Annotated in this window: 40 protein-coding genes, 1 tRNA gene and 1 other RNA gene; 12 read left to right on the top strand and 30 right to left on the bottom strand. The window is 28.3% G+C overall.

Annotation, left to right across the window (positions count from 1 at the left end):
- Nucleotides 1-20: 20 nt before the first annotated feature.
- Both ACZ5OA_RS00595 and tsaD read right to left on the bottom strand, forming a co-directional pair.
- Entirely contained in the window at nucleotides 21-971 is a 951-nt protein-coding gene (locus ACZ5OA_RS00595) for an agmatine deiminase family protein (protein WP_464907599.1), read from the bottom strand.
- The gene (tsaD, locus tag ACZ5OA_RS00590; RefSeq protein WP_464907598.1) at nucleotides 968-1,957 is read right to left on the bottom strand and encodes a tRNA (adenosine(37)-N6)-threonylcarbamoyltransferase complex transferase subunit TsaD; all 990 of its coding nucleotides are present in this window, start codon (nucleotides 1,955-1,957) and stop codon (nucleotides 968-970) included. The genes ACZ5OA_RS00595 and tsaD overlap by 4 nt, the downstream gene beginning before the upstream one ends.
- A 49-nt stretch (nucleotides 1,958-2,006) precedes the next feature.
- Between tsaD and ACZ5OA_RS00585 the strand changes: the two genes are divergently transcribed.
- From ACZ5OA_RS00585 to ACZ5OA_RS00545, 9 genes are all read left to right on the top strand, one after another.
- A complete protein-coding gene (locus ACZ5OA_RS00585) occupies nucleotides 2,007-2,945 on the top strand; it encodes a magnesium transporter CorA family protein (RefSeq protein ID WP_464907597.1) in 939 nt (312 codons plus the stop codon).
- Between the two features lie 76 nt (nucleotides 2,946-3,021).
- A tRNA-Ser gene (locus ACZ5OA_RS00580) sits at nucleotides 3,022-3,111 on the top strand.
- Between the two features lie 50 nt (nucleotides 3,112-3,161).
- An RNA gene (gene ffs / locus ACZ5OA_RS00575) (signal recognition particle sRNA small type) lies at nucleotides 3,162-3,259 on the top strand.
- A gap of 87 nt (nucleotides 3,260-3,346) precedes the next feature.
- Nucleotides 3,347-3,946 (top strand): LPP20 family lipoprotein, encoded by a 600-nt coding sequence (locus ACZ5OA_RS00570; RefSeq protein WP_464907596.1) that lies wholly within the window; start codon nucleotides 3,347-3,349, stop codon nucleotides 3,944-3,946.
- Complete coding sequence (locus ACZ5OA_RS00565) at nucleotides 3,946-4,386, top strand: hypothetical protein (RefSeq protein ID WP_464907595.1); 441 nt, start codon at nucleotides 3,946-3,948, stop codon at nucleotides 4,384-4,386. Before ACZ5OA_RS00570 ends, ACZ5OA_RS00565 begins: the two co-directional genes overlap by 1 nt.
- Nucleotides 4,383-5,636 carry a transglycosylase SLT domain-containing protein gene (locus ACZ5OA_RS00560; RefSeq protein ID WP_464907594.1) on the top strand — a complete coding sequence of 418 codons (1,254 nt, stop codon included), beginning with the start codon at nucleotides 4,383-4,385 and terminating at the stop codon, nucleotides 5,634-5,636. The genes ACZ5OA_RS00565 and ACZ5OA_RS00560 overlap by 4 nt, the downstream gene beginning before the upstream one ends.
- Nucleotides 5,623-6,012: an FAD-dependent oxidoreductase gene (locus tag ACZ5OA_RS00555; protein ID WP_464907593.1), complete on the top strand. Its 390-nt coding sequence runs from the start codon at nucleotides 5,623-5,625 to the stop codon at nucleotides 6,010-6,012. The genes ACZ5OA_RS00560 and ACZ5OA_RS00555 overlap by 14 nt, the downstream gene beginning before the upstream one ends.
- A gap of 4 nt (nucleotides 6,013-6,016) precedes the next feature.
- Entirely contained in the window at nucleotides 6,017-6,679 is a 663-nt protein-coding gene (locus ACZ5OA_RS00550; RefSeq protein WP_464907592.1) for an FAD-dependent oxidoreductase, read from the top strand.
- 44 nt (nucleotides 6,680-6,723) lie between these two features.
- Nucleotides 6,724-8,208 carry an ArnT family glycosyltransferase gene (locus tag ACZ5OA_RS00545; protein ID WP_464907591.1) on the top strand — a complete coding sequence of 495 codons (1,485 nt, stop codon included), beginning with the start codon at nucleotides 6,724-6,726 and terminating at the stop codon, nucleotides 8,206-8,208.
- 22 nt (nucleotides 8,209-8,230) lie between these two features.
- Here the strand turns inward: ACZ5OA_RS00545 and ACZ5OA_RS00540 are convergent, their stop codons facing one another.
- Nucleotides 8,231-8,773, bottom strand: a complete 543-nt coding sequence (locus ACZ5OA_RS00540) for a phosphatase domain-containing protein (protein ID WP_464907590.1) — start codon at nucleotides 8,771-8,773, stop codon at nucleotides 8,231-8,233.
- A 32-nt stretch (nucleotides 8,774-8,805) separates the two neighbouring features.
- Between ACZ5OA_RS00540 and ACZ5OA_RS00535 the strand changes: the two genes are divergently transcribed.
- Together ACZ5OA_RS00535 and ACZ5OA_RS00530 are read left to right on the top strand one after the other, a co-directional pair.
- Nucleotides 8,806-9,750, top strand: coding sequence for a glycosyltransferase family 2 protein (locus tag ACZ5OA_RS00535; RefSeq protein WP_464907589.1), 945 nt, complete (start codon nucleotides 8,806-8,808; stop codon nucleotides 9,748-9,750).
- Entirely contained in the window at nucleotides 9,734-10,579 is an 846-nt protein-coding gene (locus ACZ5OA_RS00530) for a lysylphosphatidylglycerol synthase transmembrane domain-containing protein (RefSeq protein ID WP_464907588.1), read from the top strand. Before ACZ5OA_RS00535 ends, ACZ5OA_RS00530 begins: the two co-directional genes overlap by 17 nt.
- 2 nt (nucleotides 10,580-10,581) lie before the next feature.
- Here the strand turns inward: ACZ5OA_RS00530 and ACZ5OA_RS00525 are convergent, their stop codons facing one another.
- Nucleotides 10,582-11,271, bottom strand: coding sequence for a 7-carboxy-7-deazaguanine synthase QueE (locus tag ACZ5OA_RS00525; RefSeq protein WP_464907587.1), 690 nt, complete (start codon nucleotides 11,269-11,271; stop codon nucleotides 10,582-10,584).
- A complete protein-coding gene (locus tag ACZ5OA_RS00520; protein ID WP_464907586.1) occupies nucleotides 11,261-12,298 on the bottom strand; it encodes a ribonucleotide-diphosphate reductase subunit beta in 1,038 nt (345 codons plus the stop codon). The genes ACZ5OA_RS00525 and ACZ5OA_RS00520 overlap by 11 nt, the downstream gene beginning before the upstream one ends.
- Before the next feature lie 71 nt (nucleotides 12,299-12,369).
- Here ACZ5OA_RS00520 and ACZ5OA_RS00515 point away from each other — a divergent pair, with 71 nt between their 5' ends.
- Nucleotides 12,370-13,869, top strand: a complete 1,500-nt coding sequence (locus ACZ5OA_RS00515) for a UvrD-helicase domain-containing protein (protein ID WP_464907585.1) — start codon at nucleotides 12,370-12,372, stop codon at nucleotides 13,867-13,869.
- An 11-nt stretch (nucleotides 13,870-13,880) separates the two neighbouring features.
- On the opposite strand, the gene ACZ5OA_RS00510 is transcribed toward ACZ5OA_RS00515, so the two are convergent.
- From ACZ5OA_RS00510 to ACZ5OA_RS00390, 25 genes are all read right to left on the bottom strand, one after another.
- Nucleotides 13,881-14,501, bottom strand: a complete 621-nt coding sequence (locus ACZ5OA_RS00510; protein WP_464907584.1) for a hypothetical protein — start codon at nucleotides 14,499-14,501, stop codon at nucleotides 13,881-13,883.
- Nucleotides 14,502-14,510: 9 nt separating this feature from the next.
- Complete coding sequence (infA, locus tag ACZ5OA_RS00505) at nucleotides 14,511-14,726, bottom strand: translation initiation factor IF-1 (protein WP_464907583.1); 216 nt, start codon at nucleotides 14,724-14,726, stop codon at nucleotides 14,511-14,513.
- The gene (gene map, locus ACZ5OA_RS00500) at nucleotides 14,727-15,491 is read right to left on the bottom strand and encodes a type I methionyl aminopeptidase (protein ID WP_464907582.1); all 765 of its coding nucleotides are present in this window, start codon (nucleotides 15,489-15,491) and stop codon (nucleotides 14,727-14,729) included.
- Between the two features lie 94 nt (nucleotides 15,492-15,585).
- Complete coding sequence (gene secY, locus ACZ5OA_RS00495) at nucleotides 15,586-16,839, bottom strand: preprotein translocase subunit SecY (protein ID WP_464907581.1); 1,254 nt, start codon at nucleotides 16,837-16,839, stop codon at nucleotides 15,586-15,588.
- Between the two features lies 1 nt (nucleotide 16,840).
- Nucleotides 16,841-17,239: a 50S ribosomal protein L15 gene (gene rplO, locus ACZ5OA_RS00490; protein WP_464907580.1), complete on the bottom strand. Its 399-nt coding sequence runs from the start codon at nucleotides 17,237-17,239 to the stop codon at nucleotides 16,841-16,843.
- A gap of 9 nt (nucleotides 17,240-17,248) precedes the next feature.
- A complete protein-coding gene (gene rpsE, locus ACZ5OA_RS00485; RefSeq protein WP_464907579.1) occupies nucleotides 17,249-17,716 on the bottom strand; it encodes a 30S ribosomal protein S5 in 468 nt (155 codons plus the stop codon).
- 9 nt (nucleotides 17,717-17,725) lie between these two features.
- On the bottom strand, nucleotides 17,726-18,085 hold the full coding sequence (rplR, locus tag ACZ5OA_RS00480) for a 50S ribosomal protein L18 (RefSeq protein WP_464907578.1): 360 nt from the start codon (nucleotides 18,083-18,085) through the stop codon (nucleotides 17,726-17,728).
- Nucleotides 18,086-18,095: 10 nt separating this feature from the next.
- Complete coding sequence (rplF, locus tag ACZ5OA_RS00475) at nucleotides 18,096-18,632, bottom strand: 50S ribosomal protein L6 (RefSeq protein ID WP_464907577.1); 537 nt, start codon at nucleotides 18,630-18,632, stop codon at nucleotides 18,096-18,098.
- A 13-nt stretch (nucleotides 18,633-18,645) separates the two neighbouring features.
- Complete coding sequence (rpsH, locus tag ACZ5OA_RS00470) at nucleotides 18,646-19,041, bottom strand: 30S ribosomal protein S8 (protein WP_464907576.1); 396 nt, start codon at nucleotides 19,039-19,041, stop codon at nucleotides 18,646-18,648.
- 12 nt (nucleotides 19,042-19,053) lie between these two features.
- On the bottom strand, nucleotides 19,054-19,239 hold the full coding sequence (locus tag ACZ5OA_RS00465; RefSeq protein WP_464907575.1) for a type Z 30S ribosomal protein S14: 186 nt from the start codon (nucleotides 19,237-19,239) through the stop codon (nucleotides 19,054-19,056).
- Nucleotides 19,232-19,783 (bottom strand): 50S ribosomal protein L5, encoded by a 552-nt coding sequence (gene rplE / locus ACZ5OA_RS00460; protein ID WP_464907574.1) that lies wholly within the window; start codon nucleotides 19,781-19,783, stop codon nucleotides 19,232-19,234. The genes ACZ5OA_RS00465 and rplE overlap by 8 nt, the downstream gene beginning before the upstream one ends.
- Nucleotides 19,784-19,787: 4 nt before the next feature.
- A complete protein-coding gene (gene rplX / locus ACZ5OA_RS00455) occupies nucleotides 19,788-20,018 on the bottom strand; it encodes a 50S ribosomal protein L24 (protein ID WP_464907573.1) in 231 nt (76 codons plus the stop codon).
- On the bottom strand, nucleotides 20,018-20,386 hold the full coding sequence (gene rplN, locus ACZ5OA_RS00450; protein WP_464907572.1) for a 50S ribosomal protein L14: 369 nt from the start codon (nucleotides 20,384-20,386) through the stop codon (nucleotides 20,018-20,020). Before rplN ends, rplX begins: the two co-directional genes overlap by 1 nt.
- Nucleotides 20,387-20,388: 2 nt before the next feature.
- Nucleotides 20,389-20,637: a 30S ribosomal protein S17 gene (gene rpsQ, locus ACZ5OA_RS00445; protein WP_464907571.1), complete on the bottom strand. Its 249-nt coding sequence runs from the start codon at nucleotides 20,635-20,637 to the stop codon at nucleotides 20,389-20,391.
- A 3-nt stretch (nucleotides 20,638-20,640) separates the two neighbouring features.
- On the bottom strand, nucleotides 20,641-20,826 hold the full coding sequence (gene rpmC, locus ACZ5OA_RS00440; RefSeq protein WP_464907570.1) for a 50S ribosomal protein L29: 186 nt from the start codon (nucleotides 20,824-20,826) through the stop codon (nucleotides 20,641-20,643).
- On the bottom strand, nucleotides 20,813-21,238 hold the full coding sequence (rplP, locus tag ACZ5OA_RS00435; protein ID WP_464907569.1) for a 50S ribosomal protein L16: 426 nt from the start codon (nucleotides 21,236-21,238) through the stop codon (nucleotides 20,813-20,815). The genes rpmC and rplP overlap by 14 nt, the downstream gene beginning before the upstream one ends.
- The gene (gene rpsC, locus ACZ5OA_RS00430) at nucleotides 21,216-21,932 is read right to left on the bottom strand and encodes a 30S ribosomal protein S3 (RefSeq protein WP_464907568.1); all 717 of its coding nucleotides are present in this window, start codon (nucleotides 21,930-21,932) and stop codon (nucleotides 21,216-21,218) included. The genes rplP and rpsC overlap by 23 nt, the downstream gene beginning before the upstream one ends.
- The gene (rplV, locus tag ACZ5OA_RS00425) at nucleotides 21,932-22,252 is read right to left on the bottom strand and encodes a 50S ribosomal protein L22 (RefSeq protein WP_464907567.1); all 321 of its coding nucleotides are present in this window, start codon (nucleotides 22,250-22,252) and stop codon (nucleotides 21,932-21,934) included. The genes rpsC and rplV overlap by 1 nt, the downstream gene beginning before the upstream one ends.
- Before the next feature lie 9 nt (nucleotides 22,253-22,261).
- Nucleotides 22,262-22,543 carry a 30S ribosomal protein S19 gene (rpsS, locus tag ACZ5OA_RS00420; protein WP_464907566.1) on the bottom strand — a complete coding sequence of 94 codons (282 nt, stop codon included), beginning with the start codon at nucleotides 22,541-22,543 and terminating at the stop codon, nucleotides 22,262-22,264.
- A gap of 9 nt (nucleotides 22,544-22,552) precedes the next feature.
- The gene (gene rplB, locus ACZ5OA_RS00415) at nucleotides 22,553-23,377 is read right to left on the bottom strand and encodes a 50S ribosomal protein L2 (protein ID WP_464907565.1); all 825 of its coding nucleotides are present in this window, start codon (nucleotides 23,375-23,377) and stop codon (nucleotides 22,553-22,555) included.
- A gap of 9 nt (nucleotides 23,378-23,386) precedes the next feature.
- On the bottom strand, nucleotides 23,387-23,668 hold the full coding sequence (locus ACZ5OA_RS00410) for a 50S ribosomal protein L23 (RefSeq protein WP_464907564.1): 282 nt from the start codon (nucleotides 23,666-23,668) through the stop codon (nucleotides 23,387-23,389).
- Nucleotides 23,669-23,671: 3 nt separating this feature from the next.
- On the bottom strand, nucleotides 23,672-24,253 hold the full coding sequence (gene rplD / locus ACZ5OA_RS00405; RefSeq protein WP_464907563.1) for a 50S ribosomal protein L4: 582 nt from the start codon (nucleotides 24,251-24,253) through the stop codon (nucleotides 23,672-23,674).
- On the bottom strand, nucleotides 24,250-24,825 hold the full coding sequence (gene rplC / locus ACZ5OA_RS00400) for a 50S ribosomal protein L3 (RefSeq protein ID WP_464907562.1): 576 nt from the start codon (nucleotides 24,823-24,825) through the stop codon (nucleotides 24,250-24,252). The genes rplD and rplC overlap by 4 nt, the downstream gene beginning before the upstream one ends.
- A 9-nt stretch (nucleotides 24,826-24,834) precedes the next feature.
- On the bottom strand, nucleotides 24,835-25,146 hold the full coding sequence (rpsJ, locus tag ACZ5OA_RS00395; protein ID WP_464907561.1) for a 30S ribosomal protein S10: 312 nt from the start codon (nucleotides 25,144-25,146) through the stop codon (nucleotides 24,835-24,837).
- 121 nt (nucleotides 25,147-25,267) lie between these two features.
- Nucleotides 25,268-25,690, bottom strand: a complete 423-nt coding sequence (locus ACZ5OA_RS00390; RefSeq protein ID WP_464907560.1) for a hypothetical protein — start codon at nucleotides 25,688-25,690, stop codon at nucleotides 25,268-25,270.
- Nucleotides 25,691-25,746: the final 56 nt, after the last annotated feature.

The raw sequence follows: 25,746 nt of genomic DNA, 5'->3' as shown, positions 1-25,746 counted from the left end.
TTCATAATAATATCAAATTTTCAATCAAAATACTCTTTTGTAACACAATGAATACTTCCATGTTGTTTAATGAGTGGATTTGAATTAATTGGAATAATTTCCCTATTTGGAAAAAGCTTTTTAAATATTTTTATCACTTTTTTATCTTGTTTATCATTATAAATAGGAACTAAAACTGCTCTGTTTATAATCAAAAAATTCACATAAGTTGCTGGAACTCTCTCATTTTCAAAATATATTGGATTTGGAAGTGGCAAAGGGGTTAAATTAAATTTAGTTTTTTTAAGCTCTTTTTCCATTTTTTTAAGTTCTTCATAATGAATATCATTTTTGTCATAACATTTAGCATAAACAATTGTGTCTTTATTTACAAATCTTGCAAGTGTATCTATGTGAGAATCTGTATCATCACCTGCTAAAAACCCATAATTTAACCAAAGTACTTTTTTTACTTTTAATGTTTTTTTGAGGAACTTTTCAATCTCTTTTTTACTCATAGGATAATTTCTATTTTTTTCAAGTAAACATTGAGTATTAGTAAGTAATACTTCCCCATTTGTATCAATACTTCCACCTTCTAATACGAAATTATAACTTTTCATATCATCAAAAATAGCTCTTGAAATATTATTATCTAAATTACTTGGAAATTTAAGTCCCCAACCATTAAATACAAAATCAAGTTTTTTTGCTTTACCATTTTTTCTAATAGAAATAGCTCCAAAATCTCTAGCCCAAGTATCATTATTTTGAATTTTTCTATATTTGAAATTTGGATGCTCAAATCCTTCTAAACTTAGAACATCTTCATAGCAAATCATTACTTTTTCATATTTGGCAATTGCAAAAGCTATCTTTTTAAATATATTTAAAACTTCTTCTAAACAACAACTCCAATCTGTATTTTTATGCGGTAAAACTAACTGTATAAAACTTTGTTCTTCCCATTCTGGAATCAAATAACTTTTCATAAAACTTCTTTTTTAAATTCCACTCTTGGCTGAACTTTTAAATCATTATAATTTACAAAATCTTCATTTTCATACATATCAACTGCAACTCTTCCTATCATAGCTGCATTATCAGAGCAGTATTTAAGTTCAGGATAAATAACATTAAATTTATATTTTTTACCCATTTTTTCTATCTCTTCTCTCAAAGCCAAATTCGCACTAGCACCTCCAACAATTGCAAAATTATTAGGAGTTTTTGTTTTAAAAAGTTTTTTTAGTTTCATTGTGAGATGTTCAATTGCTGCTTTTTGAAAAGATGCTGCAATATCTTCTTTTGAATATTTATTTTCTAAAATAGCAAGACGAACTGCATTTTTAAGTCCAGAATAGCTAAATTTAATTTCAGGAGATTGTCTAAGTGGAATTGGGAAATCAATAATAGGCTTTCCATTTTTAGCTAATTCTTCAATAACAGGACCACCTGGATATCCAAGTCCAAGCATTTTAGAAACTTTATCAAAACTTTCTCCAAAACTATCATCAATAGTTGTAGCAAGTTCTGTTATATTTTGATATCCATTTTGCATATTCAAGATTTTAGTATGCCCCCCACTTACAAGTAAAATCATAATATCGCTAGTTACATCTTTATCAATAAAAACAGAATAAATATGCCCTATTAAATGATTTACTCCAATCAATGGAATATCTAAAGATATACTTAAAGCTTTTGCCATCATTACACCTTCATTCAAAGTTACGCTTAATCCCGGAGACGCAGTAACAGCTATGGCTTTTAATTTAGGAAAAAACTCTTTTGTTTGGGCTAAAATTCTAGGAAGTGCTTCTAAATGTAATCTACTTGCAAGCTCAGGTACTACTCCTCCATATTGAGAATGAATTAATTCTTGTGAAATTTTTTTGTGAAACAATAATTTCTTATTTTTTATATCAGTTATAGCAATACTACTATCATCACAACTACTTTCTATTGATAAAATCAAAATAAAAACCTTTTTTTAGATATAATTCTATCAAAAAAGGAGGTAGAAAATGTTTATTTTTGAAAATGGTCACTTTAATAAAAGCGAAATTATTAAAATTAACGATGATGAAAAACAAATTATTTTCACCTCAGCTGAGAACAAACAGCTTTTAGAATGGCTAAAATCCAAAAACTTACCAGAACACTTTTTTGAAGATATTTCAAACGAAGACCAAAGTGTAGGATATGATGATTGGGGAGATATAAAGTTAATTACAGTTAAATATATCTTCTTTCAAGAAGATGAATTTTTACTTTCTGATGAAGAAAACATATCTATTTTAAAAATGGAAAATAAACTTATATTTTTAAGTGATGATACCGATGTTCTAATAGAAATTTCAAAAAAATTTCAAAAAAGAATAAAAACTACTGATGGAATTAATTCAGCAATTTATAAAGTTTTAGATATTTTAGTAGATAATGCAATGCTTATGATTGATGTAATTGATGAAAGTTTGGAAAGTTTGGAAGATGATATTTTAATTGATGAAGTAGATGAAGAAAATATTCAAAAAAATATCTATAACACTAGAAGAACACTAAATAGAATTGCAAAATTATTTATTCAAGAAACAGATGTAATTAATAAAATCTATCACGATTTACCATTAAAAACGAAAAAATTATTAAAATATGAATTTGCTGATCTAAAAGAACATGCTAAATTCTTGATAAATGAATCAAAAGCCTTGCTTGATAGAACTGGATATTTATTAAATGTTCATATGGGGATTTTATCTAATAGAATGAACCAAGCTATGCAAAGACTAGCAGCTATTTCACTTATATTTTTACCATTAACATTTATAGTAGGTAATTATGGTATGAACTTTGATAATATGCCTGAACTTCATAACAAATATGGATACTTTATAGTAACTATTGTAAATATATTAGTTGCTAGTGGTATTTTTATATGGCTAAAAAAGAAAAAGTGGATTTAAAAAACAAACGCTTTCTTGATTTCTTGACAAAAAAATAAAAACTTATTATAATTCCACTCCAATTTGACTACACCGTGGAAAGGTGGGTGAGTGGCTTAAACCAACGCCCTGCTAAGGCGTCGTACTCGTAAGGGTACCGCGGGTTCAAATCCCGCCCTTTCCGCCATCAAATTTCCAAAAAGAGCATTAAGAAAATTATCTGTTTTTTTACTGCTCTTTTCAGACTTGTGCAATCCGTTTAAAAAGCAACGCTTCAGGGTAGGAATACAGCAGAGCACCTTTTAGATAGATGTGCCGCAAGTATCTGGGAAGAGTCTTCATAACTACAAACAAAATCATTAAGTAATATTTAAGTTTTTATGTGCTATCATTATCCAAAATAATCTAAAAAAGGATGAAAAATGAAAAAATTAGTAACAAGTTCAATATTAGCATTAGCGATAGCAGGGTTTATGGCTGGATGTAATAAAAATCAACCAGCTCCAGCTCAAGATATTCAACAATGTACAATAGAAGGGGCTAAAGCACCTAGTTGGGTATGTGATGGTGGAGCTATGATGGAAGGTGGACTTTTTGGTGTAGGAAGTTCTGAAAAAAATCCATTAGGAATCTCTTTCCAAAGAACAGAAGCTACGGCAGCTGCAAGAGATGCACTAACAAGACAACTTAAAGTAAAAGTAAAAAACATGTTTAAACAATTCCAAGCAAGTACTGGGGTAGGAGATGCTCAAACAGCAGATAAAGCAACTCAAAATGTTTCAAAACAAGTTGCCGAGGCTACTTTAAGTGGTTCAAAAATTATGAAAACTTGGGTTTCACCAACAAAAGGGACACTATTTATATTAGTTGGAATGCCTGATTCAAAAGCAGTAGCTGAGCAAGTAAAAAATGCAGCTAAAACATCTTTTAAAAATGATAAAGCATTATGGCAAGAATTCAAAGCTAAAAAAGCAGACCAAGAGTTAGATGCAGCAGTAGAAAAAGAATTTGGTTCTAAATAATGAAATTAAAATATAGTAGTATTATTTTATCATTATCTACCTTGATAATGGTAGGATGTTCTACTATTTCTTTGAATAACAATAAAAATAATGGAATATGTCTAAATAAGCCAAGTTGGATTTTAAATATTCCTGTAAAAAAAGGTAAAATTTATGGTATTGGGATAGCCCCTCCTAATTTTTATGGAGAATCAGCTCAAAGAAAATCAGCTATTTCTAAAGCGATTTCAGAAATAGCAGCTCAGCTAAATACTATTGTAAATTTAGAGACTATTAGTAATTCTACTTTAAACAATAAAGCAGGTAATCATTCTGTTAATTCTATTTCATTTCAAACAGTAAATGGTCAAAAAGTTAGTTCAAAAATTATTAAAAGTTGTAAAAATCCAAATAATAATTTTTTATACATTTTAATGGAAACAGATAAAGGATTAAAATGAAAAAAACCTTATCATATTTATTACTAGTTACTTCATTATTTGCCTTAAATCAAAATAATGAAATAAAAGATTTTCAAGATTTTCAAAATCAAACAAATCATCAATTTAATAATTATAAAAAAGAGTTAAATGAAGGCTATAAAGAATATATAGATAACTTAAGTAAAGGCTTTATTGAATATAAAAAAGAGATTTCTAAATATTGGAAAAATCCTGAACTTAGTTCAAAAAAAATATTTGTAGAATATTCAAAAGATAAAAAAATAAGAAAAAAAATTGATTATAATAATAATTATATAGAAATTAATGTTATTAGTAAAAATGAAAAAGCTGCTAAAGAAGCTATGGCTAAATCTCTATATAATTTAACAACAGAAACTACAAAAGAAGCTGTTAATAACAATCCTGTTTTAAAAAAAGTAGATGAAAAACTTTCAACTAATCCAAAATTACAAAATGTAGTAGAAAAGGGAACTCCATCGAATGAACCGATAGTCGGTGATATGATTTTTAAAAAACCTCCAACAATTAAAAAAGCAGTCAATTATGCTATAAATAAAACGAAAAATGCTAGAATAATCAAAAAACCATCAAAAATTAAAAATAATTTTGTTTATACAATTAAAATCAAATTGCCTTCAGAAGCTTTTTTAAACAAAGCTAGAAGATTTAAAGTAGATGTCTTAAAAAGATCAAATCAATTCAAAATACAAGCACCTTTTATATACTCTATAATTCATACAGAAAGTGCTTTCAATCCTATGGCAAGAAGTTATGTCCCAGCTTTTGGACTTATGCAAATAGTTCCTACAACTGCAGGTGCTGATGCTTACAAAATGTTATATGGTGATAAAAAAATCTTAACTCCAGGATATTTATACAATTCACATAATAACATTTTAATAGGAAGTGCTTATTTAAATAAGATTTATTATGGTTATATGAGAAAAATTAAAAATCCAGTAAGTAGATTTTATTGTTCGGTTGCTGCTTATAATACGGGGGCCGGAAATGTAGCTTGCGCTTTTAATTCACATGAAAAAAACTCAAAGGGTGTAACAGTATGTAGAAGAAACAGAGGAGATTATAATATCATTAAAGCTTCCTATAAAATTAATTCTATGAGCTCACATGAAGTTTATAATTATCTATTAGCTAATTTAAAATATGATGAACCAAAAAATTATTTGAAAAGAGTTACAAAAAGATATTTAATTTATTCAAAGGCTTTAAAGAATGGAGATTTATGATTATGTAATTGTTGGAGCTGGTATTGCAGGATGCAGCATAGCTCACTTTTTACAAGATAAAAAAGTATTAATTGTAGATAAAGCTGGTCTTTGTCAAAAAGCGAGTAATGCTGCAGGTGCTTTTCTTTTCCCAAAAGTTGGATTTAATACAAAATACACCAAATTTGTAAATGATGCCCTACTTTATGCTTTTGATTTTTATGAAAAATTAGAAATCAAAACAAATAAATCTGGCGTTTTAATCCTCCCACGAGATGAAAAAGATATTCCAAAATTTCAAGAATATAAAAAAACTTTTACTTTGCCTTATGAAGAAAAAAAAGGTGGCTTTTTTTTTGAAAATGGCGGTGCAATAGAGAAGTCAAAAAACTTGTGAAAAATTGATTGAAAATGTAGAATTTAAACAAATCGAAATCACTTCAATAAAAAAAGAAAAAAATTTTATACTGAATGATTCTATAGAAGCAAAAAACCTTATTTTAGCTACTGGCTGGGAAGAAATTATCAATATTCCTTATATTAAAATTCGTCCAGTTTGGGGAGAAAGAATAGAGATTAAGACCTCGCTTTCTACAAAACATCATTACCATAAAAACTGTTCAGTTTCTACAAATTTTGATGGAATAGTTAAAATTGGTGCAACACATGAGCGAAGATGGAGTGAAAAAGAACCTAACGCGGAAAATGCTAATATTTTAATAAATAAAGCACAAGAAATTGTAAAACTTCCTAAATATTCAATTTACTCTATGAAAGCTGGAATGAGAGCTGGAAGTATCGACTATTTCCCAATTATTGGTCAAATTATAGATACAGATAAAACTCTTGAAAAATATCCCCAAATAAAAAAAGGTAGGATTCCAAAAGAAGTTATTTATATTGGTAATCTTTATATCATTAATGGTGGTGGTGGAAGAGGTTTTAGTAATTATGTATATTCTGCTAAATTTTTATCACAGTTTTTATTAAATAAAACTCCTATTCCTGAATTTTTAGATACAAAAAGACTTTTTATAAAATATGCTCGTAAAATGGATAAATAATACAAAACAATTTATGCTACAATACCACTCAAAAAAGGAATTGAATGGATAAAATAAACAAAAACTATCTTTTATTAGCTTTATTATTAAACTTTTTTATTCTACTTGGAATTACTCCTTTATTTAATTTAGATGAAGGTGCTTTTAGTGAAGCTACAAGAGAAATGCTACATAATCACAACTATATTACAACATTTTTAGATGGTAATTTAAGATTTGATAAACCTATTTTTATTTATTGGATGCAACTTTTAAGTATCAAAATATTTGGCCTTAATGAATTTGCTTTTAGACTTCCAAGCGCTATTGCTGCTACATTTTGGGTAGGTGGGATTTACTACTTTACTAAAAAAATATATGATGAAAAAGTTGCCCTTTTAAGCGCTTTTTTTATGGTAACTACCTTGCAAATAGGGCTTATTGCAAAGGCTGCAATTGCTGATAGTATGTTAAATATGTGGATTGCTTATTCAATGTTTAGTATCTATTTGTATCTTAAAAAAAGAGAAGAAAAATATCTACTTTTTGCATTTGCTTTTATAGGATTTGGAACTCTTACAAAAGGGCCAGTTGCTATAATGATTCCTTTGGTTGTAACATTTATTTATATGCTAATAAAAAAAGATTTAAAGTTTTTTTTCAAATCAATTTTCAATCCAAAAGGTATTGCTATATTTTTGATAATTGCACTTCCTTGGTATGTTATGGAATATATCAGACAAGGTGATAAATTTATTGATGGGTTTATTTTAAAACACAATTTAGAAAGATTTAGTTCACCAATGGAACATCATAAAGGAAACTATTTTTATTATATTCCTGTTCTTTTAATTGGATTTTTACCTTGGACTACTTTAATGATTGGATATTTTATTAAATTTAGAGAATTTCTTAGCAAAAAAGATGATTTTTTTCTGTTTGGTTCTATTTGGTTTTTATTTGTATTTATATTTTTCTCTTTTTCAGGAACAAAACTTCCTCATTATATAATTTACGGATATACTCCTATGTTTATTTTTATGGCTTTAATTTATGATAGAGTTAAAACATTTTATTTAAGTTTACCACTCGCTCTATTTGTAATTTTATTAATTGCACTTCCTTTTATTTTGCCTAACATCCATAATATAGATGTAGTTTTAGCCACAAAAGCTATGATGCCATATTTTAATTATTTATATTTTATTTTAATGGGAGCTATTTTAATTTTAACTCTTCTTAAAACAAATAAAGATACAAAAGTATTAATTTTAGGATTTAGCACGATTTTTGTTTTAAATTATGTAGGTTGGATCTATTCTCATGCAAGAGCACTGCCAGTAAAAGAGGCTGCTATATTTGCAAAAAAACATCATATTCAAAAAGTATATTTAAAGACAGATTTGCCATCATTTAGTGTCTATTTCAATAAAATTACACCAAAAGAAGATCCTAAAAAAGGTGAAATAGCTTTATTAAAAGCAAAAGATATAAAAGGATATAAAGTTATTTATAAAAATGGTTTAATTGCATTAGGAGAAAAGAAATAATAAATAAAGTAAATTCTCTTCTTTATTTAGTTAGTTGTTTTTTAATATATTCATTATAACTTTCATCCATAGCTTTTGTAGGAGAACCTAAATATGGAAAATGTCCATATTTAAGACTAAGCATACTATTATTTTTATCGCCTAAACTATACAAATATAAACTACTTGCTAAACCTGTTCTATCAGCACCACTTCTACAATGAATTAAAAGAGGCTTTTGAGAATTTTTAATACTAGAAATAAGCTTTTTCATTCTTTTTATACTCTGTTTTTCTTTATCATTCATAGCAAAATCAATATGTGTGATATTATATTCTTTACAAAATTTTATTTCATATCGATACCACTTTTTATCTTTTTTTTTGCCTATTAAATTAAGTATAGTTTTAAAATGATATTTTTGATAAAATTTTTTAAAATTATATTCATACAACTGAGCACTTCTATATACTCCTGGTGCTACTTGATGAAAATTCCCACCAATTCTAATGATGGCAAGCCACGCAACAACAAAAGATAAAATAATCCATAGGATTAAAAATAAAAATTTAATAATTCTTTTCATAAATGATATAATATCAAAAAAAAAGGAATTAAATGCAAATTTCAGTAGTAGTTTCTTTGATGAACGAAGAAGAAAATATAAAATATTTAATAAAAGAAGTAGATGAAGCTTTGCAAAATTTCACTTATGAACTTATTTTAGTAGATGATGGAAGCACAGATAATACAGTTGATGAAATAAAAAAACATATGAATGATAAAACAAAACTAGTTATTTTCAATAGAAATTATGGACAAACTCCAGCAATGGCAGCTGGTATAGAAGTAGCCAAGGGTGATTTAATAGTAACAATGGATGGAGATTTACAAAACGATCCAAGTGATATCCCAATGATGATAGAAAAATTAAATGAAGGTTATGATGTAGTTGCGGGAATTAGAGCAAAAAGACAAGATGAACCTGTAAGAAAATTCCTTAGTAAAATTGCAAACAAAATCATTAGAAAAGTTACAGGAGTTCATATTACTGATTATGGTTGCACTTTAAAAGTATTCAAAAAAGATGTAGCTAAAAATTTACAACTTTATGGAGAACTTCATAGATTTATACCAATTTTAGCCAAAATGTATGGGGCAAAAATCACAGAAATTCCGGTAAAACATCACGAAAGACAATTTGGAAGCAGTAAATATGGATTCAATAGAACTTTCAAGGTTATTAGTGATTTAATGTATTTAGTATTTATGCAAAGATTTAGTCAAAAACCAATGCACTTTTTTGGAAGCGTTGGATTTATAATGTTTAGTTCTGGTATGTTAATAGATTTTTATCTTTTAATTATTAAACTTTTTGGCCAAAGTATAGGTGGAAGACCTCTTCTTACACTTGGAACTATGCTTATAATTGGTGGTATTCAATTAATTACAACAGGATTTATAGCAGAATTACTAACTAGAACTTATTATGAAGCACAAAATAAAAAACCTTATGTGATTAAAGAAATAATTTCAAAAGAGAATAATGAAGAACAAAATTAAATTAGTTATAAAAATAGCTTTTATTCTATTTGCATTTTGGATAATTTTTCATAAATTAAATATAGATGAGCTAAAAAAAATAGAATTAAAAGAGCCTTTTTGGCTTTTAGTAGCTTTTATAATATTTAATTTATCTCAAATAATATCTGCAAAAAGAATTCACACTTATTTAGCAAATATTAACATTACTCCAACTTTTAAATATCAATTAATGCTTTATTATGTAGGAATGTTTTATAATACCCTGCTTCCAGGAGGAATTGGAGGAGATGCTTATAAAGCTTATAAATTTGAGAAATCATTTAACAAAGGATATAAACTTATAATCAAATCTCTTCTGATAGATAGAGTTTCTGGACTTTTTGCAATATTTATTTTAATGTCAATATTGCTATTTTTTAGCTCATTCACTTCATTTTTAGCTTTTGGAGTATTCCTTTTAATCATATCTCCATTTGCCCTATATTTTATACATAAAATATTTTTTATAGAATTCAAGCCCTCTTTTTGTAAAAACTTAAATTATTCAATAATAATCCAATCTTTACAAGTATTAAGCTTTATTTTTATACTATTTTCTTTTGGAATTAAAGTGCATTTAATCGATTTTTCTATTCTATTTTTAATATCATCTGTTGTTAGCAGTATTCCTATATCAATAGGAGGAGTGGGACTAAGAGAGCTTACTTTTTTATATGGACTTGAATTATTACATCTAAATCCTGCAACTGGTGTGGTAGTTGCATTTTTATTTTTTATAATAAGTCTAATTTCTTCAAGCATTGGAATTTTATTTATAAAAAAAGTAGGAAATATTAATACAAATTAGTATTACACCCCTCTTTTTTTACTAAAAAGTCTAATATGTATTCTATCACTATAAAAATAGTTATGTTTTAGGCAAAATTCAAAAGTAAATATAGCATTTTTTTCTAATTCTTCTTTTGTTTCACCAAGAGGCATACAGTAAATTGGTAAATTGATTTCTTTTGTAATATCTTCTATTTCCAAATGAACATCAGAATTAATTACAAATTTAAAAAAGCTTTTTTTTGCATTATTAGCTATATTTTTTATTGCTTTTTTATTTACTCTTTTAGAATATTTTTCTCCACTATTTGAGAGTTTTACACTCATCGCAAAAGTTACATCTTTGAAAGTTGGATATTTATCAAAATCTATATCAATAGTAGAATTTGTTTCTATTGTTATATTTCCAAATTTTTCAATTATTGGATAAAGTTTTTGATAATATAAAGTAGGTTCTCCTCCTGTTAAAACAATATCACAAGGATAATGTTTTTCTATTTCTTGAGTTAATTCATTTATACTCATCATATTCCAAGATGATTTATATTTTTTATCCACAGCATAGAAGCTATCACATCCATGAGAGGAAAATCCAGGACAAGTTAGATTACAACCTCCAACTCTAATAAATAAAGAAGGATGGCCACTATACTTACCTTCTCCTTGAATTGAATAAAAAATTTCACTAATTGGAATGCTTTTAGAAATCATCAAAATCTAAACTTCCTTTTGAATAATTAGCTACATTTGCTTCAAAAAAGTTAGTTTTTTGTTCATTAAAACTACTAAAACTATCAAACCAAGAAAGTGGATTTTTATCACCAATTTCAGGGAATAATACTTCAAGACCTATGGCATGAAGTCTTTGATTTGTAAGATATTTAATAAAATTATCAATTAATTTATTACTAAATCCTAAGATTTGCTCATTTGTAATATAATATCCCCAATCTCTTTCAAGCTCATAAGCTTGATAAAACATATTTCTAACATTTTGAATAACTTTATCTGTAAAAAGATTAGGATTTTCTTTTTGGATCTCTTTATAAATATTTGCAAAAAGTTGGAGATGTGTAATCTCATCTCTTTGGATAAATCTAATCATTTGAGCAGATCCAAGCATTTTTCCAGCTCTTGCCAAAACATAAAATCCGGCAAATCCACTATAAAAATAAATTCCTTCTAAACATTGATTAGCTACTATCATATAAATTTTTGCTTCATCATCTCCATCTATCGCTTTTTGTCCATAAGTTTCATAAACATTACCTATAAATTCATTTTTACCTTTTAATTGCTTATCTGTTCGCCACATTTCATAAATTTCATCAGTATTCATACTAATACTATCCACCATAACAGCGTAACTTTGAGAGTGAAGAGCTTCTTCAAACGCTTGACGAACTAAACACATATTAACTTCAGGTGCAGTAATCCAAGGATTTACATTATCCACTGAATTATTTGTTTGGATTGAATCCATAAAAATTAATTGACTGAGTATTTTATCATACATTCTTTTTTCACTAGGTAATAAGTTTCTGTATTGTCTTGCATCTTCTGTCAAATCCACCTCTTTTGGAAACCAAGTATTTGCAAGTGTCATTTCCCATAAATTATAAGCCCATTTATAACTTAATTTGTTTAAATTGATTATACCTTCAGTGCAACCATTGATAATTGAACTTGTTGAACCTTTGTGTATAGGACAATTGTAGTTAAATAATTTTTTTTTCATTTATTTGTCCTTTATTATATTTTTTTAAGAGTATAATTATATTATAATTCGCTTAAAAACAAAAGAGCTAAATGAAACTTACAAATGAACAAAAGAATATATTAGATATTATTAAAAGTGGAGAAAAATTATTAAAAATAATAGCTTTTGCAGGAACTGGTAAAACTACATTACTTTATGAAATAGCTAAACAAAATCAAGGAAGAAAATTATACCTTGCCTTCAATAAAGCTATTGCAAATGAAGCTTTTGAGAGATTTAAAGGCACAAATACATGGGTAAAAACTACTCATTCACTTGCTTATAATTATGTTATTCACAGATATGGATATACACTTAAACAAAATTATTCCACAATGGAAATTACTCAAATTTATAATGTTGATTACACAACAGCATATAATGCAAAAACAATATTTGAAAATTTTTGTAATTCTGCAAGTAGTGGTTTTAATGAAGAAAATATGACAAATGAAAAAAAATTAGCAAAAACTATATTTGAAGATATGTTAAATAAGAAACTATCAGTTAATCACTCTTTTTATCTTAAAAAGTTTCAATTAGATTTAATATCTCAAAATATTACATTTAATGAATACGATATGATTTTGCTTGATGAAGCACAAGATACTAATGATGTAACTTTGTCTATCTTTTATAATTTACCAGCTAAACAAAAAATAATAGTGGGAGATAGGCACCAACAAATTTACTCATTTAGAGGAAGTGTAAATGCTATAAATAAAATTAAAGCAAAAATTGCTTTTTTGACACACTCTTTTAGATTTGATGAAAAGATTGCCTTTAAAGCCACTAATTTTTTACAAATATTTAAAAATGAAAAAGCTAATCTTAAAGGTTTAGGAAAAAACAGAGAGATTAAAACAACAGCTATTATTTCTAGAACAAATGCAGAACTTATTTTACAAATGAAATACCTATTGGAAGATAAAAAAAAGTTTAAAACTATTCGTGCACCTTCTGCTATTTTTGGACTTGCTTTGAATCTAAATAAACTAGAAAATAGAGGAAATTTAGATAAAGAATTTAATTATCTTAAATCATTTGATAGAGAATTTAAAACATTATCAAAAAGGAAAAAAGAACAATATAAATCTGATATTTTAAATTATATAGAAGAAATAGCTGATGAAGATATAGAATTATTAACAGCTGTAAAAGTAGCAAAAATAGATAATTTAGAGCAAATTTATAAACAAGCACAAAAATATTATAAAACTTCAGACTCAAATCTTTTTTTGACAACTGCACACACTGCAAAAGGATTGGAATTTGATAAAGTTACTATATGTGATGATTTTCCTTGTTATTCAAGTATAGCTAGATGGTTTAAAGATACTGAAAATTTAAAAAAGCCAAATGAAGGATATTTAAAATTTTTTCTAAATAACTGCAAAGAGCAATCTCAAATAGATGAACTTAATCTATATTATGTAGCAGTTACAAGAACAAAAATAAAATTAATTGATAAAACAGATTTTAATTATTTAACTAAAGATTTAGCAGAAATAAAAATTAAAGAAAAAATAGAAGAGATGATAAGTAAATAATTATTACTTAATCACCATCTATTACATCTAACTACAGAACCATCAGTAAATTTAATATAAAGAGGTTTTACTTCTAAATGTATATCTTTTTTAGGAGTTGTTGGTAAATATTTTGCTAATTCATTGCCCATTACAGTAGAATCATATAAATCTGTTACATATTTAACACTTCCTGGTTTAATATCAAGATTACTTTTAATTAAAGATTCTGCTAACAAATTATTATCATCAGCATCTCTAAAATTTATTAAAATATTTACAGCTTTTATAGTTTTTTTATACTTATTTTTTAGCTTAAATCCTAATTTAAAGCCTTCATCAAGTCCAATAGTTACAGGTTTATAATCAAAATCCATAACTTTAATATTATCACAAGATTTTGCTTTTACTTCTGTAACCTTTTTAGAAATGACTTTTTGTTTAATTGAAATTTCTTTTTGAGCTTTTTGAGTTTTGTTAACTTTTATTTCAACTTTATTTACTCTTTTATTAAGAATATTTACTTTATTATCAACTTTATTTACTTTCGTATCAATATTATTTAATTTATTTAAAATTAAATCAAGCTTTTGATCAGTTGTTAAAGCAAATAAACCACTCACAACTAATAATGCTAAAATTATTTTTTTCACAATTTCTCCTTAGTATCTATATGTAATTCTACCTTTATCTAACGAATAAGGATTTAACTCTACTTTTACTTTATCGCTCGCAACTATTCTAATATAATGCATTCTAATCTTACCTGAAATATGACATAAAAGCTTATGCCCTGTATCAAGTGTAACTTTAAATGTTGCATTTGGTAATACATCTGTAACAGTTCCATCTACCTCTAAAACATCATCTTTCGCCATCTATTCTCCTTGTGTTTGTGTTAATATTACTGGTTTATTATCTACCATTGCTATTTGATGCTCATAATGGCTTCCTCTTTTACCATCTAAACTCACTACTCCCCATCCATCTTCAATAGTGTCATTTTCTCCTGTTTCCTGACAAATCATAGGCTCAAAACAAAATACCATTCCATTTTTAATCTTATCACCTTGATTTGGTTTACCTTCTAAATAATGTAAAATTTGAGGTTCTTCATGTGGTTTTCTTCCAATTCCATGTCCTGAATAATTTCTTAATGGAACATATCCTCTTGATATCGTATAATCTTCGGCAATTTTACTAAGTTGTTTAAATCTCATACCCACTTTAATTGAATCAATCATTTTATAAAGTGTATCACGACTTACATCGATTAATTCTTGATCTTTATCACTAATTTCTCCAATTCCAACTGTAATAGCCGCGTCACCAAACCAACCATTCAGCTCAACACCAATATCAAATCCAACTACATCACCCTCTTTAAAAGGAATATCATTAGGAATTCCATGAATAATAACTTCATTCACACTTACACATACACTATTTGGAAATCCATATAAACCTTTAAAAGATGGTCTTCCTCCATTAGCAACTATTAAATCTTCTACTGCTTTATCAACTTCTAATCCAGTTGCACCTACTTTGGCCATACTTCTTGAAAGTTCTAATGCTTTTGCAACCAACTCGGCAGATTTTTTAATTTCTTCAATTTCACTCTTTTTTCGTAAAGATATTGCCATTTTATTATTCCTTATTTAAATATTTCGTATTTTAACATAATTTGTAAATATATTTGTAATTTGTTGATTGTTTCCCGAAAGGGAAAAGAAAAGATTAAAGTCCAGTAGCTGAAAGAGTATCATATTTTTGCATCATCATTTGAGCTTGAATTTTTCTCATTGTATCAATTGCTACTTGAACTACAATTAAAACTGCTGTTCCACCAAAATAGAAAGGCACTCCCATTGATTTTACAAGTAACCAAGGAACAACGGCAATAATCCCAAGATATATTGCACCCCAAAATGTTAATCTACTCGCTACTTCATTTAAAAATTCTGCAGTATGTTTCCCTGGTCTAATACCTGGAATAAAACCACCTTGTTTTTTTAGATTTTCTGAAATATCTTTTGAATTAAATGTAATTGATGCATAAAAATATGCAAAAAATATTACAAATAAAAACATTAAAAAGTTAAAAAATAATCCATTTGGATTTAAAAAATCTTTAATTGCAACTAATATTGGATTCGTTGCTGCTTGCAATACAGTTGTTGGAAACATCAAAACTGCACTTGCAAAAATTGGAGGAATAACTCCACTTAAATTCACTTTAATAGGAATATAGTTCATTATTCTTTTTTTACTATTTTGCATAAGTACTTTTCTTTGATATGAAACTGGCACTCTTCTCTCACCCAATTCCACATAAATAATAGCACCTATTGTAGCAATCATAATTGCAATAATTGCAAGTAAAACTATTACATTAAGTTCCCCTGTATTTACACTTTCAAATGTCCCTGCAATTGCTGTTGGAATACGTGAAACAATACCAGCAAAAATAATTAAACTAATACCGTTTCCTACACCTTTTTGAGTGATTTGCTCACCTATCCACATAAGTGTCATAGTACCAGCTAACATACTAAATGCTGAAATTAAAATAAAAGTATTACTATCAATCATAATAGCACTTTCACCATGTTTACCAGTCATACTTTGCAAACCTACACTAACACCAATTGCTTGGACTAATGTAATAGCAACAGTTGTATATCTGATAACTTGCATATATTTTTCCATCTCTTCTTTTTTAAGTTTACCAAGATTTGGGAAAGTAGCTGCTAATAATTCCATAATAATTGAAGCTGTAATGTAAGGCATAATACCTAGAGAAATGATAGATAATCTGCTCACAGCATTCCCACTAAACATATTTAGCATACCAAGAGCATCACCACTGTGAGAAGTAAAGAAATCTTTAACTACACTAATATTTACTCCTGGCACTGGTACATAGGCAAGAATCCTATATACTAGCAAAAATCCAAGAGTAATTAGGATTTTTTTTGCTATAGGATTCATATTACTTTCCAGAAGTTGTAATATTGCTGTCTTTAATTTTATCTGTTAAAGTTTTAGCTTCACTTCCGATAAGTTTAACTTTTGTTACACTTTTACTAAAGTTTACTACAGGTTTTAGTGTTTCTATTGTAATTTCTTTTAATTCTTTGATAGCTGGATATTTTACTACGTTTATAGCTAAAGGTTTAACTACTCTTGAAGTAAATCCAACTTTTGGTAATCTTCTTTGAAGTGGTTGTTGTCCACCTTCAAATCCAATTTTTCTTGAATATCCGGTTCTAGATTTAGCACCTTTTTGTCCTCTCGCAGATGTTTTACCAGTTCCACTACCTTGACCTCTACCAATTCTTTTAGTTGGGTGAGTAGAACCCTCTGCTGGTTGTAAATTATGTAATGCCATTTTCAACCCTTATTTTTTAGTTTTAATTTTAGTTAATGCATTAATTGCTGCATGTACTAAGTTATGTGGTTCATTTGAACCTAATGATTTTGTAAGAATATCTTTAACTCCTGCAAGTTCTAATACTGGTCTAACCGCACCGCCTGCGATTGTTCCTGTCCCTTCACTTGCTGGTTTAAGTAAAATTACACTTGAATTATATTTAACTTGAACATCGTGATTAATTGTTGTACCATTAATTGCACCACTTATATCAACAAGTGATTTAAGTGCATCATCAACAGCTTTTTTAATTGCATCAGGAACTTCTTTTGCTTTTCCTGTTCCAATTCCAACAATTCCATTTTTATTTCCAACAACTACAAGAGCGTTGAATCTAAATCTTCTACCACCTTTTACAACTTTTGTAATTCTACCTACGTCAACTACAACTTCTTCAAAATCTTCTTTGTTTATATCTTTAATGTTTATAGCCATCATCACACCTTATAGTTTAATACCGCTGTCTCTTAAAGCATCAGCGAATGCTTTAACAACACCGTGGTATTGATAACCATTTTTATCAAATTTTACTTGTTCAATTTTCGCTTCTTTTAATTGAGTTGCGAAAACTTCAGCTGCTTTTACTGCACCTTCTTTATTTGATGCAATTTTTAAAGCACTACCATCAACATGAGCTAATGTATTACCTTTTACATCATCAATAGCTTGAGCAGAAATGAATTTATTTGATTTAAATACACTTACTCTTGGAAAATCTGCTGTTCCAGAGATTTTTCCTCTAATTCTTAATTTTCTTTTTTGTCTTTTAAGGCTTTTTTTAGCCAATACTTTTGCTCTATTCATTCATCACACCTTATTTCTTAGCTGTTTTTCCGGCTTTTCTTATAATATGCTCATCTGCATATTTAATTCCTTTACCTTTGTAAGGTTCAGGTGGTCTATAACCTCTGATTTCAGCCGCAACTTGACCAACTAATTGTTTGTCACTACCTTTGATTGTGATAGTGTTTTTTTCAACTGTGATAGTAATTTCAGCTGGAATTTCAAAATTAATTGGATGTGAAAAACCAAGATTAAGTTCTAAAACTTTACCTTTTACAGCAGCTCTATATCCAACACCGTTGAATATAAGTTGTTTTGTAAATCCAGTACTTAAACCTAGAACCATATTATTTGCTAACGCTCTATATGTTCCCCAGAATGCACTTGATGATTTATCTTCACCAATTCTACTCATTACAATACTATTATCTTTAATTTCAATAGCTACTCTAGCAAAAGTTTCTAATTCTTTTGTTTCTTTTGAATTTTTGATAATTAGTTTTGTTCCTTCTAACTTTGCCTCAATTCCAGCAGGTAAAGCTATAGGTAATTTTCCAATTCTACTCATTTATTTTTCCTTTTTACCAAATACTGCAGATTACTTCTCCGCCTACTTTGTTTTTGTAAGCTTCATCATTAGCAATCACACCTTTACTTGTAGAAACAACAATTGTTCCATATCCGTTTTTAAAAGATTTAGCTTCTTTAAACCCTTTATAATCTCTTCTTCCAGGTTTTGAAAGTTTTTTAATTTCATTTATAACAGAATTTCCGTTTTCATCATATTTTAAAACAACAACAATTGATTGTTTTTTATCTTTATCTTCAACTTTATAGCTTTCGATGTATCCTTTTGTTTTGAATACTTCTAAAACATTAGCCATAAGTTTAGAATAAAGCAAAGTTGTTGTATCAAGTTTTCTAGCAGCGGCATTTCTGATTCTTGTTAATCCATCTGCAATAATATCACTCATCATAGTCGTATCCTTTTACCAGCTTGCTTTTCTAACACCAGGAAGTAATCCCTCGTTAGCCATTTTTCTTAAACAAATTCTACAAATTCCAAAATCTTTATAAACAGAGTGAGGTCTTCCACAGATAGAACATCTTGTGTAAGCTCTTACTTTAAATTTAGGTTTTCTTTGTTGTTTTGCAATCATACTTTTTTTAGCCATTGTTTCTTCCTTTTGTGAATGGGAAACCAAACATTTCAAGCATTCTTAAAGCTTCTTTATCACTTTCACCTGTTGTAGTAAGAGTAATATTCATACCATGAACTTTAATAATTTCATCATATTTAACTTCTGGGAAAATTAATTGTTCAGTTAAACCAAAACTAAAATTTCCTCTTCCGTCAAAACCGTTTCTATTCACACCTTTAAAGTCTCTAACTCTTGGAAGTGCAATAGAAATAAGTTTTTTTAGGAAGTTATACATTCTATCTTTTCTAAGTGTAACTTTTACACCAACTTCCATACCTTCTCTAAGTTTAAATCCAGCAATAGATTTTTTAGCTTTTGTAACAACAGCATGTTGCCCTGCAATTAAACTAATAGTATTAACTACATTTTCAATATACTTTTTGTCTTTACCACCTTCTCCTAGACCAACACTAATTGAAATTTTTTCAAGTGCTGGAATTAGCATAGGATTTTTAATATCAAATTCTTCAGCTAATTTCGGTCTAATTTCGTTTGTATATAATTCTTTTAAACTCATTTTCTTAGCCTTCTACTTTTTTTACATTAGAGATATGAATTGGTCTTTCAACAAATTCATGACCACCTTTTGGATTCTCTTCTGTTGGTTTTACAGCTTTTTTTACAAGGTTTACACCTTTAACTAAAACTTTTTCTTCTTTTCTTAATACTTGTAAAACTTCTGCAGTTTTACCTTTGTCGTCTCCAGCAATAACTTTTACATTATCACCTTTTTTTATATTAAATTTTGCCATTATAATACCTCCGGTGCAAGTGAAACTATTTTCATAAAGTTAGCATATCTAACTTCTCTTCCAACAGGTCCAAAAATTCTTGTTCCAATTGGTTCTTTTTTTGCATCAAGAATAACAGCCGCATTTTCATCAAATCTAATTAAAGATCCATTTTCTCTTTGAACTTCTTTTTTAGTTCTCACGATTACAGCTTTTACTACTTCACCTTTTTTTACTTTTCCATTAGGAGTAGCTTTTTTTACAGAAGCAACAATAACATCACCTAAAGTTGCATATCTTCTTTTACTACCACCTAATACTTTAATACACATAATTTCTTTTGCCCCACTATTGTCGGCAATCTGTAGTCTTGTGAATGGTTGTATCATAATTATTCTCCTGCTTTAGAGATAACACTTTTTAGTTCAAAAGTTTTTGTTTTTGATAGAGGTCTGCATTCCTCAGCAACAACGGAATCTCCAATATTTAATTGATTATTTTCATCATGAATTAAATAGTTTTTAAATTTTTTAACAATTTTTCTATATTTTGGGTGAAGAACTCTTCTTTCTACAAGAACTCTTGCAGTTTTATCACCACTTTTAGCTACAACTTTTCCTTGGATAGTTTTTTTAGCCATGTATCAACCTTTTATTGATATAGCGGTTTTAATTCTAGCTATATTTTTTTTGATTTTTCTAATAACAGAACTATCTTGCAATTGCATAGTTCTTAATTTCATTCTGTTTTCAAAAAGTTCAACTTTTTTGTCTTTTAGAAGTTTATTTAATTCTTCTAATGTTTTATCTTGTAACTCAGTATATTTCATTTTCACTCTCCACTGTAACCATTTTTACTTTAAATGGTAATTTTTGTGATGCATTTTTCATAGCTTTTTTAGCTATTTCATCGCTAACACCAGTAATTTCGAATAGAACTCTTCCAGGTTGAATATTCATAACCCATTCTTCTACACTACCTTTACCTTTCCCCATTCTCACTCCAACAGGTCTTGAAGTTAATGGTTTGTCAGGGAATACTCTAATCCAAATTTTACCAGTTCTGTTCATTGTTCTACTTATTGTAACCCTACAAGCTTCAATTTGTCTTGAATTAATTCTTCCAAGTTCAGTCGCTTTTAATCCAACAGTTCCAAACGCAAGGCTATTTCCTCTTTGAGCTTTACCTCTGTTTCTACCTTTCATTTGTTTTCTATATTTAGTTCTTTTTGGCATTAACATGTTTTCTTCCTTTACCTCTTGGTTTTCTTCTTTGAGGTCTTTCAGATTTTTCTTCTAATGGCGATTTAGAAAGAACTTCACCTTTGAATATCCAAACTTTACAACCAATAATTCCATAAGTTGTTAAAGCTTCAGCAAAACCATAATCGATTTTTGCTCTTAAAGTATGAAGAGGAACTCTTCCTTCAAGATACCATTCAGTTCTTGCCATTTCAGCTCCAGCTAATCTTCCTGCAACTTGAACTTTAATTCCTTTTGCTCCAGATTTTAAAGCTAATTGCATAACTTTTTTCATAGCTCTTCTAAATGCAACCCTTTTTTCAAGTTGAGTCGCTACAGATTCTGCTGCAAGTTGTGCTGAAAGTTGAGGCTTTCTTTCTTCTTTAATATTTAATACTAATTCTTTATCAGTATAGTTAACAAGTTCAATTTTAAGTTTTTCAACTTCACTACCTTGTTTACCAATAATAATTCCAGGTTTTGCAGCAAAAATTGTAATTCTTACTTTATTTCCTGTTCTTTCAATTAAAATATCACTAATCCCTGCATAATAAAGTTTTTTCTTTAAGAATTTTCTTAATTCATAATCTTCTTTAACATTAGCTGGCATAACTTTTTCGTCAGTAAACCATCTACTTCTCCAGTTTCTGTTAATACCAAGTCTTAGTCCGATAGGATTCGTTTTTTGACCCATTATTGTTCCTTTGTAACTTCTACGAAAATATGAGATGTTGGTTTAATTATTCTTGTCCCCATACCTCTTGCTCTTGCTTTAAATCTTTTTAAAACTGGCCCTTTGTCAATTCTAACAGATGAGATAACTACCTCATTTGCATCATAACCACCATTAGCAATTGCACTTGCAACAACTTTTGCGATAAGTCTAGCAGCTTTGTTTGGCATAAATTCCATTTTAGCTAAAGCTAATTCTGCATTCATACCTTGAATTTCTTTCGCTACTAATCTAGCTTTTAATGATGATAATCTGATGAATTTTAATTTTGCTGTACTCATAAATTATCCTTATTTACCAATTTTTTTCTGAACACTACCTTTGTGTCCTTTGAAAGTTCTTGTTGGTGCAAATTCACCAAGTTTAAATCCAACATGTCTTTCTGTAACATATACAGGAATAAAATCTCTTCCATTATGTACATTAATTGTTAAACCAATCATATCAGGAGTAATAGTACTTCTTCTTGACCATGTCTTAATAGGTTTTGGGTTTTTTTCTTGTTTTGCTGTCTCAACTTTTTTCTCTAAGTGAGCATCAACAAAAGGACCTTTTTTTAAACTTCTAGCCATTTCCCGTCCTTATTTTTTTCTTCTTGAGATAATATATTTATCAGATTGTTTATTTTTTCTAGTTCTATAACCCTTAGTTGGTTTACCCCAAGGTGTTACAGGAATGTTACCTTTACTTCTACCTTCACCCCCACCATGTGGATGATCTACTGGGTTCATTGCGATACCTCTAGTTTGTGGTCTTTTACCTAAATGTCTGCTTCTACCAGCTTTACCAATAGTAACATTTTGAATATCAGCATTACCAACAGTACCAACTGTTGCCATACACTCACCAAGAATATATCTCATTTCACCAGATGGTAATCTAACGATTACATATTTACCTTCTCTACCCATAATTTGAGCTGAATTTCCAGCACTTCTTACGATTTGAGCACCTTTTCCAGGTTTCATTTCAAGAGCGTGAATAACTGTCCCAACTGGGATGTTTTTGATTTTCATTGCATTTCCAGGTTTAACATCAAGTCCAGCTTCTGCAGATTGTACTACATCACCAACTTTAAGTCCTTCTGGTTGAATAATATATCTTTTTTCTCCATCTTTGTAAGTTACAAGACAAATTCTACAATTTCTATATGGGTCATATTCGATTGTTGAAATTACACCTTCAATTCCAAATTTGTTTCTTTTGAAATCAATAATTCTGTAAAGTTTTTTTGCCCCACCTTCTCTATGTCTTGAAGTAATTCTACCATTATTATTTCTTCCTGCTGTTGCTGGAAGTTTTTTTAATAAGCTTTTTACTGTCGGTTTACTTGTAATATCACTATTATCAAGTGTTGACATAAATCTTCTTGAAGGTGTATATGGTCTATATGATTTTATTGCCATTTTTTATCCTTATACGCTTAAACTTTCTATTTTAGCATCTTCTGGGATACTTACATAGAATTTTTTATAGTCATTTCTTTTTCCGGCAATTCCTTTAAATCTTTTAGCTTTACCAGTTTGTCTTAAAGAATTAATACCTAAAACTTTGATTCCGAAATAATCTTTAAAAATCTCTTTAATTTGATTTTTAGTCACTTTTGGTGCAGTTTGAACTACTAACACACCTTGCTCTTGTAAATTTAGAGCTTTTTCTGTATATACGATTGATTTAATATCTGTAATATCTGCCATTTTTTAGCCTTTTATAACTTTGTCAAAAGCTGATTTTTCGATTACTATTGAGTAAAAACTTGCTGTATCGTAAGCATTTAATTCACTTGCTTCAATAACATAAGCATTTGTAACATTTCTAAATGCTAAAAATGTTTTTTCATCTAATGTATCAACTACTACTAAATAGTCTCTTGCATTTATTTGGTTTAAAAACGCAATTGCATCTTTTGTTTTTCCTGATTCAATTTTAATTGAATTAACTACAAATAGTGCTTCACTTTCAGCTTTTTCATTTAAAGCATATTTTAAAGCAACTTTTTTTTGTTTTTTATTAATTTTTTGAGACCAATTTCTTTCATTTCTTGGTCCGTGAGCTACACCACCACCAACATGAATAGGTGATCTTGTACTACCTTGTCTAGCTCTACCTGTACCTTTTTGTCTAAAAGGTTTTCTTCCACCACCGCTAACTTCTGCTCTTGTTTTTGCATGAGCAGTTCCTGCTCTTAAATTAGCTAAATATGCTTTTGCATAAAGGTAAAGGTTGTGAGAATTAATACCTTGAAAATCTTCTGGTAATGTTGTTACTTTTTCAATACTCATTTTTCTATCCTTACTCTTCCTAATGCCCCATTGGCACCTGGAACGCTTCCTTTTACTACAATAATTCCACTATCTGCATTAAATTCTAAAATTTCATTTTTAACAGTTTTAGTAGTATTTCCATATTGTCCTGGCATTTTTTGTCCGGGTTGAACACGTCCAGGCCATTCACAGTTACCGATTGAACCTGGCGCTCTATGGAATCTTGAACCATGACCTCCTGGACCTCCAGCAAATCCGTGTCTTTTAATAACACCACTGAATCCTCTACCTTTTGAAGTAAATGTAACTTTTGCAGTTTTTCCTGTTGCAATTGGAGTTACATCTAAATCTCCAGCTTCTTTATTTGCTGTTTCAATTTCAGCAAATCTATTAAATTCTTTACTTAAATTATATTTTTTTTGCATACCTTCAATTGCTTTATTAAATTTTTTACCATCTGAGTAAGCAACTAAAGATTTATCATCTTTAACTTCTACTACTTTGATATCTTTTACTTTTAATAGAGTAACTGATGTACTTGGAACTGAGATTGTTCTACTCATTCCAATTTTTTCAACTATAAATTCCATCATTTCTCCTTACTTATTTAAAGCTCTAACTTCTACATCCACCTCTGGTGCAAGTTCAAGTTTCATAAGTTGGTCAACTGTATCTCCGCTTGCTGCTACAACGTCAATCATTCTTCTATGAATTCTTATTTCAAATTGTTCTCTAGAATCTTTATTAACATGAGGTGATCTCAATACCGTGTATCTCTTGATTTTTGTAGGTAATGGAATTGGACCTTTGATTTCAGCTCCAGTTCTTTTAATCGCTTCGATAATAATCGCTACTGATTTATCTAATACTCTATGTTCGTAAGCCTGTAGTTTAAGTCTAATTCTTTCCATTAATTTTCCTTTAAAAGATCTCGTTGGTTTGCCCAACTTGTTTTTGGAATAAAATTATATATAAAATATAACTTTTTTTCAATAGATTTTATGTAAGTCTTTTCCTTTTAAAAAGGAAAAACTATTTACAATTTAATATGGTTTTATATTTTAAATTTATAGTAGTAGGTTTAAAATAGACTTTTTGAAGAGTATTATCTAAAAATTCTATTTTTTTGATTTGGCAAGTTTTATATTTTTTTTGTAGCATTTGAATAATATTAAATCTTACTTTATCAATATCAAAAATAGCAATATTTATATCTTTTACATTAGCACCTTGGGGTAAATAGAGACTATTTCTTACAAAATCATCTGCTTTTTGATAATTTAATAAAACTATTCCTTTTTTAGTTATAACTTTATTGCTATAATTAATTGGAAAAACTTTTGTAATTAAAATAGCTTGTTTATTTGGAATTATATAAGTTTGATATTGATTATTAAATTCAACTTTAAAAGCAAATGAAAAAACTACAAAAAAAATAATAATTACTTTTTTCATTATACATCCTTTGTTTTTGAGAGGTTACTTGTTTATATTATATCATATATTAGTTT

The sequence above is a fragment of the Thioreductor micantisoli genome, assembly GCF_055392745.1.
This window is presented reverse-complemented; position numbering and strand designations above follow the sequence as displayed.

Excerpts from the sequence above, each read along its gene's own strand:
- rplX (WP_464907573.1), bottom strand. The coding sequence starts at position 20,018 with ATGGCAAAATTTAATATAAAAAAAGGTGATAATGTAAAAGTTATTGCT.
- rpsC (WP_464907568.1), bottom strand. The coding sequence starts at position 21,932 with ATGGGTCAAAAAACGAATCCTATCGGACTAAGACTTGGTATTAACAGA.
- ACZ5OA_RS00390 (WP_464907560.1), bottom strand. The coding sequence starts at position 25,690 with ATGAAAAAAGTAATTATTATTTTTTTTGTAGTTTTTTCATTTGCTTTT.
- ACZ5OA_RS00570 (WP_464907596.1), top strand. The coding sequence starts at position 3,347 with ATGAAAAAATTAGTAACAAGTTCAATATTAGCATTAGCGATAGCAGGG.
- ACZ5OA_RS00545 (WP_464907591.1), top strand. The coding sequence starts at position 6,724 with ATGGATAAAATAAACAAAAACTATCTTTTATTAGCTTTATTATTAAAC.
- rplC (WP_464907562.1), bottom strand. The coding sequence starts at position 24,825 with ATGGAATTTATAGTTGAAAAAATTGGAATGAGTAGAACAATCTCAGTT.
- rpsE (WP_464907579.1), bottom strand. The coding sequence starts at position 17,716 with ATGGCTATAAACATTAAAGATATAAACAAAGAAGATTTTGAAGAAGTT.
- rplP (WP_464907569.1), bottom strand. The coding sequence starts at position 21,238 with ATGTTAATGCCAAAAAGAACTAAATATAGAAAACAAATGAAAGGTAGA.
- ACZ5OA_RS00410 (WP_464907564.1), bottom strand. The coding sequence starts at position 23,668 with ATGGCAGATATTACAGATATTAAATCAATCGTATATACAGAAAAAGCT.
- ACZ5OA_RS00520 (WP_464907586.1), bottom strand. The coding sequence starts at position 12,298 with ATGAAAAAAAAATTATTTAACTACAATTGTCCTATACACAAAGGTTCA.
- secY (WP_464907581.1), bottom strand. The coding sequence starts at position 16,839 with ATGAATCCTATAGCAAAAAAAATCCTAATTACTCTTGGATTTTTGCTA.
- ACZ5OA_RS00585 (WP_464907597.1), top strand. The coding sequence starts at position 2,007 with ATGTTTATTTTTGAAAATGGTCACTTTAATAAAAGCGAAATTATTAAA.
- map (WP_464907582.1), bottom strand. The coding sequence starts at position 15,491 with ATGGCAATATCTTTACGAAAAAAGAGTGAAATTGAAGAAATTAAAAAA.
- ACZ5OA_RS00525 (WP_464907587.1), bottom strand. The coding sequence starts at position 11,271 with ATGATTTCTAAAAGCATTCCAATTAGTGAAATTTTTTATTCAATTCAA.
- ACZ5OA_RS00515 (WP_464907585.1), top strand. The coding sequence starts at position 12,370 with ATGAAACTTACAAATGAACAAAAGAATATATTAGATATTATTAAAAGT.
- infA (WP_464907583.1), bottom strand. The coding sequence starts at position 14,726 with ATGGCGAAAGATGATGTTTTAGAGGTAGATGGAACTGTTACAGATGTA.
- ACZ5OA_RS00565 (WP_464907595.1), top strand. The coding sequence starts at position 3,946 with ATGAAATTAAAATATAGTAGTATTATTTTATCATTATCTACCTTGATA.
- rplF (WP_464907577.1), bottom strand. The coding sequence starts at position 18,632 with ATGAGTAGAATTGGAAAATTACCTATAGCTTTACCTGCTGGAATTGAG.
- rpmC (WP_464907570.1), bottom strand. The coding sequence starts at position 20,826 with ATGAAATATACTGAGTTACAAGATAAAACATTAGAAGAATTAAATAAA.
- ACZ5OA_RS00530 (WP_464907588.1), top strand. The coding sequence starts at position 9,734 with ATGAAGAACAAAATTAAATTAGTTATAAAAATAGCTTTTATTCTATTT.
- ACZ5OA_RS00540 (WP_464907590.1), bottom strand. The coding sequence starts at position 8,773 with ATGAAAAGAATTATTAAATTTTTATTTTTAATCCTATGGATTATTTTA.
- ACZ5OA_RS00555 (WP_464907593.1), top strand. The coding sequence starts at position 5,623 with ATGGAGATTTATGATTATGTAATTGTTGGAGCTGGTATTGCAGGATGC.
- rplD (WP_464907563.1), bottom strand. The coding sequence starts at position 24,253 with ATGAGTATTGAAAAAGTAACAACATTACCAGAAGATTTTCAAGGTATT.
- rplO (WP_464907580.1), bottom strand. The coding sequence starts at position 17,239 with ATGGCATTACATAATTTACAACCAGCAGAGGGTTCTACTCACCCAACT.
- rpsQ (WP_464907571.1), bottom strand. The coding sequence starts at position 20,637 with ATGGCTAAAAAAACTATCCAAGGAAAAGTTGTAGCTAAAAGTGGTGAT.
- rpsS (WP_464907566.1), bottom strand. The coding sequence starts at position 22,543 with ATGGCTAGAAGTTTAAAAAAAGGTCCTTTTGTTGATGCTCACTTAGAG.
- ACZ5OA_RS00595 (WP_464907599.1), bottom strand. The coding sequence starts at position 971 with ATGAAAAGTTATTTGATTCCAGAATGGGAAGAACAAAGTTTTATACAG.
- rpsH (WP_464907576.1), bottom strand. The coding sequence starts at position 19,041 with ATGATGAGTGATATTATTGCAGATGGATTAACAAGAATCAGAAATGCC.
- ACZ5OA_RS00465 (WP_464907575.1), bottom strand. The coding sequence starts at position 19,239 with ATGGCTAAAAAAAGTATGATTGCAAAACAACAAAGAAAACCTAAATTT.
- rplB (WP_464907565.1), bottom strand. The coding sequence starts at position 23,377 with ATGGCAATAAAATCATATAGACCATATACACCTTCAAGAAGATTTATG.
- rpsJ (WP_464907561.1), bottom strand. The coding sequence starts at position 25,146 with ATGGAAAGAATTAGACTTAAACTACAGGCTTACGAACATAGAGTATTA.
- rplR (WP_464907578.1), bottom strand. The coding sequence starts at position 18,085 with ATGAATAGAGCAAAAGTATTGGCTAAAAAAAGCCTTAAAAGACAAAAA.
- ACZ5OA_RS00535 (WP_464907589.1), top strand. The coding sequence starts at position 8,806 with ATGCAAATTTCAGTAGTAGTTTCTTTGATGAACGAAGAAGAAAATATA.
- rplV (WP_464907567.1), bottom strand. The coding sequence starts at position 22,252 with ATGAGTACAGCAAAATTAAAATTCATCAGATTATCATCATTAAAAGCT.
- ACZ5OA_RS00560 (WP_464907594.1), top strand. The coding sequence starts at position 4,383 with ATGAAAAAAACCTTATCATATTTATTACTAGTTACTTCATTATTTGCC.
- rplN (WP_464907572.1), bottom strand. The coding sequence starts at position 20,386 with ATGATACAACCATTCACAAGACTACAGATTGCCGACAATAGTGGGGCA.
- rplE (WP_464907574.1), bottom strand. The coding sequence starts at position 19,783 with ATGAGTTTAAAAGAATTATATACAAACGAAATTAGACCGAAATTAGCT.